The 14,271-nt window shown below is 45.8% G+C and carries 11 protein-coding genes; 1 reads left to right on the top strand and 10 read right to left on the bottom strand.

The genetic code is table 11. The features are described 5' to 3' along the window. Positions 1 to 22 precede the first annotated feature (22 nt). The 4 genes from hutP to ASG93_RS02010 all read right to left on the bottom strand — a co-directional run bounded on the left by hutP (position 23) and on the right by ASG93_RS02010 (position 4,031). Positions 23 to 499 carry a hut operon transcriptional regulator HutP gene (gene hutP, locus ASG93_RS02025; protein WP_056828306.1) on the bottom strand — a complete coding sequence of 159 codons (477 nt, stop codon included), beginning with the start codon at positions 497 to 499 and terminating at the stop codon, positions 23 to 25. 240 nt (positions 500 to 739) lie between these two features. Further along, the gene (gene hutH, locus ASG93_RS02020) at positions 740 to 2,299 is read right to left on the bottom strand and encodes a histidine ammonia-lyase (RefSeq protein WP_082614648.1); all 1,560 of its coding nucleotides are present in this window, start codon (positions 2,297 to 2,299) and stop codon (positions 740 to 742) included. 333 nt (positions 2,300 to 2,632) lie between these two features. Then, complete coding sequence (locus tag ASG93_RS02015) at positions 2,633 to 3,076, bottom strand: carboxymuconolactone decarboxylase family protein (protein ID WP_056828304.1); 444 nt, start codon at positions 3,074 to 3,076, stop codon at positions 2,633 to 2,635. Positions 3,077 to 3,113: 37 nt separating this feature from the next. After that, entirely contained in the window at positions 3,114 to 4,031 is a 918-nt protein-coding gene (locus ASG93_RS02010; RefSeq protein WP_235550699.1) for an RNA polymerase sigma-70 factor, read from the bottom strand. A gap of 170 nt (positions 4,032 to 4,201) precedes the next feature. Here ASG93_RS02010 and ASG93_RS02005 point away from each other — a divergent pair, with 170 nt between their 5' ends. After that, positions 4,202 to 5,302, top strand: coding sequence for an alpha/beta hydrolase (locus ASG93_RS02005; protein ID WP_082614647.1), 1,101 nt, complete (start codon positions 4,202 to 4,204; stop codon positions 5,300 to 5,302). Between the two features lie 278 nt (positions 5,303 to 5,580). Here ASG93_RS02005 and ASG93_RS02000 read toward each other — a convergent pair whose 3' ends face one another. From ASG93_RS02000 to ASG93_RS01975, 6 genes are all read right to left on the bottom strand, one after another. Then, the gene (locus ASG93_RS02000) at positions 5,581 to 6,801 is read right to left on the bottom strand and encodes a metallophosphoesterase (RefSeq protein WP_056828299.1); all 1,221 of its coding nucleotides are present in this window, start codon (positions 6,799 to 6,801) and stop codon (positions 5,581 to 5,583) included. A 405-nt stretch (positions 6,802 to 7,206) separates the two neighbouring features. Beyond that, entirely contained in the window at positions 7,207 to 8,460 is a 1,254-nt protein-coding gene (locus ASG93_RS01995; RefSeq protein ID WP_056828297.1) for an MFS transporter, read from the bottom strand. Between the two features lie 167 nt (positions 8,461 to 8,627). After that, positions 8,628 to 10,523 (bottom strand): heparinase II/III domain-containing protein, encoded by a 1,896-nt coding sequence (locus ASG93_RS01990; protein WP_156410760.1) that lies wholly within the window; start codon positions 10,521 to 10,523, stop codon positions 8,628 to 8,630. Between the two features lie 182 nt (positions 10,524 to 10,705). Then, positions 10,706 to 12,271, bottom strand: coding sequence for an extracellular solute-binding protein (locus ASG93_RS01985; protein WP_056828293.1), 1,566 nt, complete (start codon positions 12,269 to 12,271; stop codon positions 10,706 to 10,708). 113 nt (positions 12,272 to 12,384) lie between these two features. Continuing rightward, a complete protein-coding gene (locus ASG93_RS01980) occupies positions 12,385 to 13,245 on the bottom strand; it encodes a carbohydrate ABC transporter permease (protein WP_056828292.1) in 861 nt (286 codons plus the stop codon). Between the two features lies 1 nt (position 13,246). Next, a complete protein-coding gene (locus ASG93_RS01975) occupies positions 13,247 to 14,164 on the bottom strand; it encodes an ABC transporter permease (RefSeq protein WP_056828290.1) in 918 nt (305 codons plus the stop codon). Positions 14,165 to 14,271: the final 107 nt, after the last annotated feature.

The raw sequence follows: 14,271 nt of genomic DNA, 5'->3' as shown, positions 1-14,271 counted from the left end.
CTCCCCATCACTCTTCACGTCATTAAATATGATTGTACCCAAACCCTAACACATCGTGTTCAAAGCCTTTTTTTGGAGCGCCGATCGTTCCGTAAATGCAGACACTTAACCATTCTTCAGAATAACCTGATATTTCGACCGTTCCTCTTGTAATGCAAAATGTTAGTCCCACTGTACGCAAAATATCCCCGAATTGGACTGTCCCTCTCCCAATCCCCTGAATCGCTTCAAGGATGGCATGATATAACGAATGAACTTCCCGATAAGAGTTCGGATCGATAACCTTGTTCGATTTGGCGCTGGTTTCAATCGCCGTCACGACTTTTACCAAATCCATTGCGCCGACCTTTCCAATCGTATATCGGTATCCTCTTCTCTTCATTTCATTCTCAATATCCGCACCTGCCTCTTCATTGTGCAGCATGACCAAGAGCGAAGTTAGCTTTCCCATCGTATAATTACTGCAGTCGAAAAATTTTCTTTCATTAAGGTTACTCATTGATATCATCCTTTCTATTGTGTAACCTTCCAAAAAAAACAAAAAACTTCGCATTGAAGGATGGAATTTCCTTCATGCCAAGCTCATTCTATTGACTATAGGCTAAATAGAGCACTAGATTACTTGTCTTGATTATACCAGAGTACATCTTTCTGTCAATATCAAACCTTCCATATATAAAACGGACCGTTTAAAGCCAGAGGAAGGGCAGAAAACGGTCCTATACACAATTCAAGACTTTCAGTTATTGAATCCCTTTACTACCTCCGACATGCTCAAAGCTACATCGGTTTGCTTCATCCAATCCGCTATCTTTTGAAAATCAGGAGAAAGCACACGATCCGCTTCAAGCGCTGGAACTAGATTGCGGCACTGGTCATAGAGCCATTTGGTCCCGAGCCCGAGTAGCTGCGGATCGCGGAAATCAGCCGCTTGAGCCCCGCACAACAGCTCAATGGCGAGAACGGAATAAGCATTCTCCACGATTTGCTTCGCTTTCCTTGCAGCAATAGTTCCCATGCTCACATGATCCTCCTGATTCCCCGAAGACGGAATGGAATCCACGCTTGCAGGATGAGCCATCGACTTATTCTCGGAAACGACTGCTGCGGCTGCATATTGAGCGATCATAAAACCGGACTCAAGACCTCCATTTTTCGTTAAGAAAGGCGGAAGGTTCTCATTTAAGTGAGGATTGACTAATCTTTCTATCCGCCGTTCAGAAATATTGGCCAGTTCTGATGCGCTGATGGACAGATGATCCATCGGCAGGGCAATCGGCTGCCCGTGAAAATTACCGCCCGAAATCACTCGCTCCTCATCCACAAAAATTAAGGGATTATCTGTAGCTGAATTGATCTCAATTTCAAGCTTTTCGGCAATATAAGCCAGCGCATCGCGGCTTGCCCCGTGAACCTGTGGCGCGCAGCGCAACGAATAGGCATCCTGCACCCTTCGTTCCCCCTGGTTCGTCATTAATTTGCTCCCAGAGGTTAACCGTCTTATATTTTCTGCAGATTGACTTTGCCCTTTATGCGGACGAATAATATGGGTTAAAGGATCAAATGCGTCCCGGACACCGAACAACGCTTCGCACGTTAATGCAACCGTGCAATCGGCCCAGTTTGCCAGATTCATGGCATCCCGGCATGCCAATGTGCCTACAGCCGTCATGACTTGCGTCCCGTTGATAAGGGCTAATCCCTCTTTTGCCTCCAGGGTTACTGGAACAAGCCCGGCAAGATTCATGGCCTGGCCGCCCGGGAACCGATTGCCGCGATAATAAGCTTCTCCTTCACCGACGAGCACGAGCGCCAAATGAGAAAGCGGAGCCAGATCACCGCTCGCGCCGAGCGAACCTTTTTCCGGTATGACAGGCGTCACCCCTTGATTCAGCATACCAACCATCAATTGGACGACCTCCGGACGAATACCGGAGTAACCGAGCGCGAGTGCATTAACGCGCAGCAGCATAATCGCTCTTGCAATTTCGATCGAGAACGGCATACCGATTCCGCAAGCGTGACTTCGAATGAGATTCAACTGAAGGGTTTTGGCGTCATCGCCGGAAATATAGGTGTCGCTAAATTTTCCGAAGCCTGTTGTCAAGCCGTAGACCACTTTTTTCTCACTCAACAATTTTTCCACATAGGCTCTGCTCTTCGCCATTTTGCGAATGCTCTCTTCTTGCAACTCAACCTTGGCGTTGAAGCGCGCAACCTGAACGACCTGCTCGATCGTTAATGCCCCTCCGCCCACTAATACCACGTTTTGATCTTTCATCTGTTCTGTTATTAACATATCCGCACCCGCTTTACTAGTAGTATAGGTAGCGGCTTCTAATGACTATAGGCTAAAGGCCGATGCTTCCATCATTGAAATCCTTGCCATAAACTCGTTTCTTTCCCAAAAAAACAAAAAAGAATGCACTTGGATAAGGAATCAATTCTTCCCTCATTCAAAGCTGCATTCTATTCACTAATAACTATATAGAGCTCAATAAATATTTTACACCTTTAAAGGAGCGTAGTCAACAAAATTTTCAACTATTCCTATTAAAGTAAAGATGGAAATCTATTCCAAATAAAAAGAAAATCCGCCATTTAGGCGGATAGGAATCAAACTATTTTCTTGTTACCTGGCATCAGGGAACATTCCGGTAGAAATGGCAATGCGGTTCCAAGCATTAATCGTATTGATCGCCATGATAAGCGTCACAAATTCCTTTTCGTCAAAATGCTCCCGCACTTTCTCATAAACGGCTTGTGGTACACCATTCTCCGAGATTCGGGTTACCGTTTCTGTCAACTCCAGCAATGCTCTTTCTTTATCGGAATAAAATGGAGCTTCACGCCATGCAGTGAGCAAATTAATCCTTTGCTCGGTTTCACCCATGTTCCGCAAATCTCTTGTATGCATGTCGATACAATAAGCGCAACCGTTGATTTGTGACGCTCTTATTTTGATAAGCTCATATAACTTTGCATCTAAACCGCTTGTTTTAATAAAGCCTTCCAGTTTCAGCATCGTTTGCAATGCTTCTGGATTTACTTGACTATACGTTAATCTGACTTCCATGTGAATCTCCTCCATTACGACTATTTTATACTTACCTCTATAAGACAAATAAGTCCGGAGATTTGTGACAATCCAGCACTGAAGATATATGTTGAAGTTTATCTGGATTCAAAATCTGAAAAACCTGATTTGCTTGCAACTGATTCGCATCCATATCAAAGCAGATGACGATATCAGCGATTTGATCCTTTACGAGTACAAGACCGGTTTGACCGTTAATGAGAATTGGAAGCCATTTCCCTTGCAGCGAACCTTTTGCTGCAATACCTGCGAAGAAAGCCAATATGCGTTGCTTGCCGAAAATGGTTTTGAGAGCTGCTCGTCTTTTTCCCCCGCCATCTGAAATCAGTACGGCATCATCGGTCAGCAAGGAGACAAAATCTTTAAAATTCCCCGTATGGACAGCATACAAAAATTTCTTTACAAGTGGTTCTGATTCCCCAAGTTCCCCCAAATTCCGTTCCTTTCCTTGGTTAACCTTCACTTTTGCTCGACTATAGATTTTACGGCAATTGATTTCCGTTTTATTTAGCATTTCTGCGACCTCGCCGTACTCATAGCCAAGCACTTCTCTCAGCACGAAGACAGCTCTCTCCACAGATGATAACTCTTGCAGCAGTACAAGGAAAGCATAGGAAATGGTTTCGTCTTGAACGACCTGTCCCATGGGATCATGGTTGTTTACCATAATCAGCGGTTCGGGCAGCCAAGCTCCAACGTAAATTTCTCTTTGCTTGCTAGCCGAGTTCAAGTAATTCAGGCAGCGATTGGTCATCATTTTGACTAAATATGATTTCAGGTTGTTGATGTTATCCGTATCTAACGTTTTAAGAGATGTAAAAAGATCCTGCACCATATCTTCCGCGTCAGACACTGAGCCTAGCATCCGGTAACCTACTGAGAATAGTAGATGCTTATACGTGCGATAAATCGTTTCGAAGTCCATAAGTGCCATATATCTCCAATCTTCTATATGATTTTCCTACTTTTACAAGTATAACGATTATTCAAGCTATCGTCCTCAGTTTACCCCCTCTTTGTGGTTCAAACCTTCTGAGGTACCACATAAGAATATTTGATTCTGGAAATATTAATGAAAAATAACATTAATTAGAGGAGTCAATCATGAATAAAAAAGGAATAACATTAGCAGCAACCAGCTTAACTTTCTTGCTTGTAGCCGCTGGCTGTAGTCCATTGAATTCAAATGGAGTAAAAACATCTCTAGCTAATCCAACTCAAGTACAAATTAACAATGATTCACAATCTTCACAACAACCCGTCAAGCAGAACGAAATTATCCTTGAACCGGCAGCTCAGAAGTTTGTAGAAGAAACCGCTAACCCACCTTATCCGTTTGATCTTGGGCCGGTAAAAGCCCGTGAGGCTCTTGATAAACTTCAATCCGCTCCAGTTAAAAAGCCTCCTGTGGATATACAAGATCTAACGATCCCGGGCGGACCTACCGGAAAGGTTTCCATACGGATCATAAAACCGAAAAACGCACCAAAAAATCTCCCCATCATTCTGTATACTCATGGGGGCGGTTGGGTATTGGGTAACGCACATACGCATGATCGGCTTATACGTGAGCTTGCAGTAGGTTCACAATCAGCCGTCGTTTTCCCAAATTATAGTCTTTCACCAGAAGCCAAATATCCGGTTGCCCTAGAAGAAGTGTACACGGTCTTAGATTGGGTGGCTAAAAACGGCAAGAAGTACGGGATGAATGAGAATAAAATTACGGTAGCCGGCGATAGTGTCGGAGGGAATATCACAGCAGCAATTACACTGCTTGCCAAAGATCGCAAGGGTCCGAAAATCGAGAAGCAGCTGCTTTTTTATCCAGTAACTGATGCTGCGTTCGATACGCCTTCGTATCATCAGTTCGCTACCGGTTACTACCTCCGGCGCGATACGATGCAATGGTTCTGGGACCAATACGCGCCTAATCCGAAGCAAAGAGAAGAAATTTATGCCTCTCCACTTCGAGCTTCTGTAGAGCAACTAAAAGGGCTTCCTAAAGCACTAATCATTAATGGTGAAGATGACGTATTACGAGATGAGGGAGAGGCTTACGCCAACAAGCTTAGACAAGCAGGGATTCCGGTAACTTCAGTGCGCTTTCGAGGCATTATCCACGACTTTGTCATGCTTAATGACTTGGCTGAAACCGAATCAACTCGCGGCGCTATGCTTCTCAGCAATGCTTGGCTAAAGCAATAGTTCTAATCGTTCGAAGCCTGTTGTTTGGCAGACATTGATGCATATTTTAGCACATAAAAAAGCATATAAAAAAACCACCCTGTGATTATTAGTCGCAAGGTGGTTCATTTCTATAAAGTTATCAGGCCCAATATAAAAATGATAAGAATGATGCCAGGGTATAAACGGAAGAGCTGTCCCGAGGGACAGCTCTTTGTTATGGTTGCACTTCGTGTTCAAGCAGTCTCTCATACGTACTCGACTCAACGGATGTCTTGTGCGCTAGCCACATCGCGTGGCTAAGACTTCATAATCTTCTCCTGCTTCTTGTTTTCCGGGATCGGAGCGGGCTCCGCACTTTGGTCGTTCGCGGTAAGATCGATGCCGTAGTCCTTGGCGAACACCATAAAGGTATTAACAAGAACGTTCTCGGCGTGTTCGTCGAGCTGGAATACCCGGGCGCCACGCAGACGATTCCGATCTGCGCCGGGCAAACCGTAAGCGCCGAAGCCCGTGCTTCCGGCATAGCCCAATAACACGCCATAGTAGTTGCCGTGATACGTATTGACATGATCATGGCCGCAAAAGATGCCCTTGACATCGCCTCTGGCCTGAATTGCTGAGAACATGCCACTATTGATCGGACCAGGGCATTCATCTTCGTTCCGTTCCCCCACAATCTGGTGCTTGCCGACGGCCCTTGCATGGTCAGCCTCGGACCTTCCGTCCGCGCTTGCGTACCACATGAATCGGTGCTCCCAGAGAGGGATATGAATGAACATAAGCGAAGGCACTTTATAACCCTGTTTCTCCTCCAGCTTTTTGGAGGTTTCGTAATACCATGCTACTTGATCGAACCGCAGCCAGTCCCAGACCGGATATCCTTCGAAGTCTTGCCCAGCTATCGTATGGGGCGCATACCTTCCACTATCCAGCAGCCAGAGGTTGAAGGCCGCCTTCGACCCTTTGGAGGACTGGATCAACAGGTTGGTATTCCCCGTCCCGGTAATCCCTCGTTCTCCGGGCTGGTTCACATTATATTTGTACGCCATATAAAATTGCAGCATATCCTCTTCGCCCAGACCACCGCTCGGAGTCGAGTCTTCGTCGTGATTCCCAAAGGTTACAGCCCACTTGATTCCGCGCTGCTCCATTGGCTGGGCAATGTTGTTCATTGCCTGCTTCATCTCTATCGCCGTATTGCAGCCCGAGCTAATGTTGTCGCCGTTAAGGACGACAACATCCGGCTTTTCAGCATCGAGCACTTTCTCCATCAGCTCTACGGTCCGCCGATCGATATGCTCGTCGTCCTGCATGTCGTTGAACTGGACGATTTTGAACTTTCCGTCGTTGTTGAATTGCAGCTTCACATTGTCGTTGGTTGCGGCTTGTACCTTTCCTCCGCCAAACAATTCGGCGGGAACACCCGCCGATCCGAGCGTGATCGCCAGCGCACCTGCCCCTCCGACTTTAATAAAATCCCTCCTGCTCATGCTCTTACTTGTTTCATCAAGGCTCATCGAACAGATACCTCCTACTATTTATTGAGATAACCACACTCCTAATCTATCTAAAAAATGTGTGATGTGTATTAATTCGATCTAAAGGTTATGTAAATCTATTAATCTATGAAGGCTATTTTGCAACTTGAAGTTGCATTTCGTACAACATTTTGAGCCCTTTTGTTGCAAAACCGCCTGAATCGGGCTTAATTGTTACACATTATGCAACATTGAGGGGAGATAAGCGGGATCTAGACAGTAAATGTTGCACTTTCTACAACATCATTCAAGCGAGAATATCGATTGGACGAACGATATCTTGAAAGTGGACGGAAATTTTGCGGCAGACAACCCAGGTCTCCCTTAGCTTTAACATTAGTGATGGTACCCGTTTTTTCCAGCCCAATGACTTTCACGTCCACGTCAAGACTGTCCTTGCAGTCTCCGATCCAGCATGCCCTGCACGAACCACGCATAAACGGCATAGCCCGCCAGTATGGCAACCGCCGTAAGAAGGAAGGGCAGCGAATAATGATTTCCAGCCAAAATATATCCCGCCCAGTAAGAGGCGATCGTATTGCCGATGCTGCGCGATACCGTCCGCATGACTGCGAACAAGTTGCGTTCTTCTTCGGCGACAGCTGACATGCATTCGCTGTCCATCAGGTTGTTTAACATCGTGAAGCCCGTCCCGCGAATAAGCAGCAGTACCGCAAATACGGAGGCCGGCATAGCGAGCGCCATCAGCGCCACGACAAACATGTTATACAGAAACAGGAACACGAACGTCTTGCGGCTGCCCCATCTCTCTACAACATAAGGCATAACGATCGAGCCGAGAAAGAAGAAAAATCCGGATAAAGCGAGCAAACCCGATATGTTGCCGTCCTCCATCTGAAATCGGAATTTCAGGATGACGTTCAGGAACGGGCTAAGCAGCCCGAACGTAAAGCCGGAGTTGAAAATAAGCAACGAAAGCAGCAGCAGAAAATACATCGTATTCCCTCTCTTCGGCCGGTCCGAAGGCTTCGCTGATTGAACACCGCTCATATCATCTGCCGCAGCGTTTTTCACCCTTGCATGTGTAGACGGAAGCAGCAATCCCCGTAATATACCAGAGAGCGCCAGACATCCGCCGGCAACGAAGAATGCAAACTGGTACAATGTGGTATGCCCAGGCAGCCAAACCGGCAGGTAACCGCCGAGCCATGTGCCGAGGCCAGTAAAAAATGTAAATACGGCGAACAGCAACGAATACGCGCTAGTCTCTTCTTTCTTGCTTCGGCAATATTGGAAGATCAACTGAATTTCAGAGTTCACGATTGCTGTAATGCCGAGTGACCAGATGAGCTGCGCTGCGGTAACCGTACCAAGGCTGGTTCCGAAGCCAAAGAGCACGAGCGACAGGAATGCCAGAAGCATGCCGGTGACGAGCATCGTTTTGCGCCCAACGTGCTTCACGATGAAACCTGCCGGCAGACTGGCCAGGCCAATTGTCAGCGCCCCCATCGACGTTATTCTGCCGATGTCGCTTTTGGAGAAGCCGAGGTCTAAGAGATGTAAATTAAGGATGAGGCCTAAGATGCCCACCCCGATGCCAAACAAGCTTTCGGTCGCGATGAACCGCTTCACGCCAGGAGATAAATCACGAACTAAATTAACGGTGTACGTCCACATAGATGCACCTTTCATCTTGCTACTGTATGTGCTTTATCTTACATGGCAGTGGCATCCAGTTCAATCCTAATTCTCCGAAAAGACCCAAAATTGAAAGATTGGCCGATTTCACTACGCCTACATCTCGTAATTTACTAATCGATTATTCCAGACAACGGGATTACATATCACTTCCTAATGTTCATTGTCCACACAGAAGCATTGACAGGAAACTTTGCCTTCAGAGTTATTCTATAAAGAAACTCACCCCAAACAACCTGTAATTTTTCATCGGTTAGAGTGATTTCTTCGAAGTATGCAATCAGTTGGCTTCCGTCATAATCGATCCGTAATTGCTCGCCTGCCGCATTCCGCAGCAGGATCGTTCCTGTATTTTCAATTTGAGGCATGTCCGGGGTTATCAAATTCAGCTGAATAGCATCGGTTTCTTGACTGAGTTCAAAATCGTCCACGATCTCGATATATGCTTCTTCATTTCGATGAAAGTTGAACGTGCGTTTCCACGTGCCCAATCCTGACTCTTGAGGATACGAACCGGCAATGTTCATCGAGATTTGCGCTAATTCATCTTCGCTCCGGTAGCTTACTTCACTTGCTTTGAAGGCACTTCCCGCCTGCTGCTGAATCCCGTTTACTAGGGGTACATTGTGATAGGCGGACTTCATCGTCCAAATTTCGTAACGCTGTAAACTAAACGTCTTGGCGGTATACGTTTCGACACCGATATCAATAAGAAAAGGGCTCCCGTCCGAATATACAAGGAAATGACCGATATCATTATGATTATGGCTCTCATCGTTATGGCCCCCTTTAACGGCCAGATACAAACCACGGCTGGAGCCTTCTTGTTCCCTCGCTGTCATAACTTGGATACTGTTCAGCCATGCATCGCGAACAAATGGGGGCGTTTCTTTTTTCCCTATAATTTTGTCATCCAGAAAAAAGGAAGGTATCATGCGATGCAGCGTCAGCCATCTAGAGAGCGGCGGTTTGTTCGTTTGGTACGCAGATGACGCCAATCTTATCAATTGCCGATCCCCAATCCTAAATCCGTATCGATACGCGATATCAGCTGCTATTTCAAATTTAGCGCTGCTATCGGCAAAGTTGACAAAGTTGGTATCGTCAATGTGAACTCTGTATAAGTAGCGTCCGATTTCTTTAATCAATGGCTCATTATACAAGTTCATCTTGCCTTGGGAAGCTTCGTAAAATAGTTCCAGGCAGTCAAACAATGCCCCGCCGGCACGATCCCAGTAAACCGGACCTTCATCGCATCCACCGTCCGTACTGCAATCGCCGATATACCGATCAAGGGTGCGCATGACCTTTTCTATTGCCCGATAACGACGCTCATCGCTTCTCTCCAGCAGAAGGAAAGCAGAAAGACAGTTGGAGTTGATCCACGGATTCCAGTTGTTCATTTTACGATTCGTTTGCAGCCCCATCCACCACAAGTCGTTGCGTTCCAGATATGGATCAAAAATGCGGCGCTTCATTTCCATACGAATTCGACCGCATATATTGGGACTAACTGCATCCAGCGGTTTTTGCAAAAGGTAATGTGTTGTTGCCATTAAACTGGCCGTCTCCGAGGCAAACAAATCGATGTATTGGTCGGAAATATTAGGTATACAGTCGGATGAACTTGCTTTGGAAATTACCATATGAGCGGGAATTACCCAGGAGGATTCTTCGCATATGGTCCAGATCCCATTCATGATCTGATCGGTAAAGCGGCCTGCTCCCTCCATACATTCTGCAAGAACTAAGGAAGTGAGTGCAATCCTGCGTTCCTCATATTTGTTCTGAAATCGGACAACATTTCCATTTTTTGAATATTCCATGTAATCTACAGCCGTAATTGCCGGCCATGAAAAGCCAAGGTGAGTTTCTCCCTTAGAAATCCAATGTTTTTGGATGGAACTGGGAATTAAATCCCATATTTCTCTATTCTCAACCTTTGGGTAAGGATGATAGTTTCCATAAGCAGTTATTAGTCTGGAAATATCATTCGCATATCGCTCCACAAGCATATTATTCACTCTTCCTTTGAGATTCAAATTATACGCATCCAAACAAGGATAAACGATTCCGTCGTCCTTCTGGGACGAGCGCGTTTGTCAAGTTAGATGCGAAGCAAAAGTATAAAACTTATACTTTTTTATCTAATAAAAAAAAAGGCACGGTAAACACCGCACCCGCCGTCATATGCAAATCGCTATTATTGCGTAGTTTATCGTACTTATTTGCCGCCAGTTTTCGCTTTATAGGCGTCGTTCACTTCTTTGGCGAGCTTCTGGTAGGAAGCATCGTCAAGCATCGATTTAACGAATTTGTCCCAATCTTCCAAACTGTTTTTGCCTACAAGCGTATTAATTTCATTGTCATAAATTTTCTTGAGGAAGTCAGCGCCCTTCTCTGCATTTGTTGGTGTATTAATCCCTGTGGCTGGATCCAGAATAGAATTCTTGTTAATGCTGTCAACGAGATCATGATCATATTTAATGATTTCAGGTGACATATCTCCATTCTCGGCTCTTGCATATTTGTTAAAGTAGCTAGGGATCCATTGACCCGGGTTTGGATACTGATTCGCCTTACCCGCATCTGTTTGAACGACAATCGTTGGAATGTTCGTATCTGTATAGTCTTTATCCTTGACGCCATAATTGATTTGTTTCCAACCTTCTAGCGTGTTGCCGTAATCCATGAGTTCCAAAATTTTCTTCATTTTGTCCTCAGGAACTTTCTTGTTGATCATCAATTGTCCGAAATTCCCTGAACTACGTTCATAGTAATGTTTGCCATCCGGGGCAACAGGAAGCTCATATGCTACAGCATCTGCTTTGGGATTCGTCTTCTGCAGTTCTTTAATCATGTTTGGAGAATTGTAAATGTCGACAATGTTTCCGATGTACATACCGATTTTGCCCTGGATGAACATATCCTTTAACTGCTGTGCTTTCATGACCGGGTAATCAGGTACAATTAAGCCTTCCTTGAATGCTTTGCTCCAATAAGTAAGAGCTGTTTTCATTTGTGGAGTTGTGAAAGCCGGAATCAATTTATCTGAGCTGTCCTTCGCCCATCCTTGCGAAATACCCCCGGCCGTAGAGGAACCGAACATCGAAAATAAGTAAGTTTGAGGCCCAGGAGTAGAATACGATGCAAAACCGTAAGTATCAGGCTTGCCATCGCCATCCGGATCGTTCTTAGTAAACGCCTCCATGACTTTATACATGTCGTCCGTTGTCTTTGGTACCTGCAAGCCTAATTTATCCAGCCAGTCTTTACGAATAATCAATGACTCATGACCATCCTGCGGTCTGACTCGCGGTACACCCATCGTTTTGCCGTTAAACGAAAGAGCGCTATATATGCCTGCGTCAATTTTGGATAAATTCGGGTAGTTCTTGATATAAGGCGTCAAATCCCAGAAAGCACCTTGCTGAAGCGCTTGCGTCCAATTTTGCTTCGTAATGTCCCATACAACCGTCAAATCCGGTAAGTCGTTGGACGAGAGCATGACGTTGACTTTGTCGTCGTAGTTATTAGAAGGGACATATGAAGCATTGATTTTAACATTGAGTTTCTGGTTGACTTGCCCAATCGCTTCCAAATCATTCTTAGGCACATCATTGTAAGTAGGTGCGATGATCGTAATTTCAGTAAGCGCCTTAGCTGCCTCTTTTGTAGCTGACGGTTGTGTCGAATCCGCTTTTTTGTCCGTACCGCTTCCGCAAGCAGTTGTAAGTATTAACAACGCCGCTGTAGCAGTAAGACCTACCATGTTAAAATGTTTTTTCATTGATTGTTCCCCCTAAGCTATTTTTGTACTGCGTTATTAATTTCCTCTAAAAAACACTCAACCTTATTGAACCATGCCTAAGAACGGCATCCCCCCTTCAAAGGACATCTGCCTTAGCCCTTCACCGAGCCAAGCGTCAAGCCTTTCACAAAATATTTCTGAAGAAACGGATAGACCATGACAATAGGAACAGCTGCAAGGACAACGGCTGCCATTTTCACGGTTTCGGTGGGTACAACCGCTCCCGATGATTCTCCGTAATCAGCTCCGGCAGAGCTTGCGGACAGCATTTGCTGCAAGACGACTTGGAGTGGCCGCAGCGTGTCCTTATTGATGTACAACACACCACCAAAATAAGTGTTCCAGTAGCCAACGCCGTAAAACAAACTGAAAGCAGCGATAACTGGGAGCGAGATCGGAAGTATGATCCGGAAAAAGATACCGACATCCGAGCAGCCATCGATTTTACCTGATTCCTCAAGCTCGGCTGGCACGTCTTGAAAGAAGCTTTTCATCAGTAATACATAGAAGGCAGTCGCCAAGCCTGGCAGGACTAGTGCCCAAAAGCTGTTCAAGAGGCCTAGATTCCGGATCAGCAAATAGTTAGGCATGATGCCGGGATTAAACAGCATCGTGAACAGGATAGCCGTGAGGATAAAATTGCGGCCTTTTAGCCTTCTGCGCGATAAGCCGTACGCTAATCCGGAGGTCACCAGCAGCGCACAGACCGTGCCTACAATGGTTAATGCCGTTGTGAGTAGCAGTGAATTCACGAATTGATTGGACGACAAGATGTAGCGATATGATGCAATACTCCATGAATGTGGAAACAACATAACTGGTGTCGTTATAAATTCATGCGGATCCGTGAAGGATACGATCGTGATATAGATGAAAGGCACTACCGTAGATACGGAAAATAGAAACAGCGCCGTATAGATAACAACGTCTAACCATTTGGAGGAATGTTTCATGCTAGTATACCCCTTCCTCTCCCATTTTCTTAGCGATGCGGTTTGCTGCAACCACCAAGATTAAACCTACGACCGATTTGAACATGCCTGCAGCAACGGCGAAGCTGAACCGGCCCTGCTGGACCCCAACGCGGTATGCGTAAGTATCGAAGACGTCGCCTATACTTTCTACAGGCGCGCTATTCATCAGATATACCTGCTCGAAGCCGACGTCCATAACCGTCCCCAATCGAAGGATGAGCAGCACCACAATCGTTGACTTAATGCCCGGAAGCGTGATATACAGCAACTGCTTCCAGCGGCTTGCTCCGTCGATTTCCGCCGCTTCATATTGTTCGGGATTGATGCTCGTCAGCGCCGCCAAGAAAATAATGGTGCCATATCCGGCATCCTTCCAAATGCTTTGCGCGGTCAGCAAAAGCCAAAACGTATTGGCGTTCGTCAGAAAATCGATTTTCGTCCCGCCCATGTCCGCAATCAGCCCATTCACAACGCCGGACGACTTGCTAAGCAGGATGAAGCATATCCCCGCGATGACAACCCAAGAAACGAAATGGGGCAGATATATCGCCGTTTGTACAAGCTTCTTGAACTTTAAGCGCCGTACTTCGTTGAGCATGAGAGCCAGAATGATCGGCGCCGGGAAAAAGAACAGGATGTTCAGGAAACTAATCGCCATCGTGTTCCTCAGTAGTTTAAAGAAGTCGGGATTCGTCAGGAAATCAATGAAATACTTGAAGCCGACCCATTCGCTCTTCCAGAAACCGAGGAATGGAGAATAGTTTTGGAACGCCAGCGTCAGCCCCCACATCGAACCGTATTTGAAGATGAGAAAGAACAAAATGCCTGGCGCCATAAGCAGATATAAATACCTATCTCTTTTTAGGGCTACAGCCCAATCCTTTAAGAATAATGTCATATGTCATCACCTCTTGTTGCGACTTGCGCAGATTTCATAATCGAAATATACGATTGATCTTCTGTAACAAACAAGGCGCAATTATTGCGAGGAGCTCGGCAGCGCTT

Origin of the sequence: Paenibacillus sp. Soil787, assembly GCF_001429545.1 — a bacterium.
Taxonomy (GTDB): Bacteria; Bacillota; Bacilli; order Paenibacillales; family NBRC-103111; genus Paenibacillus_E.
The sequence above is the reverse complement of the archived record's forward strand: the minus strand, read 5'-3'. Positions and strand labels throughout refer to the sequence as shown.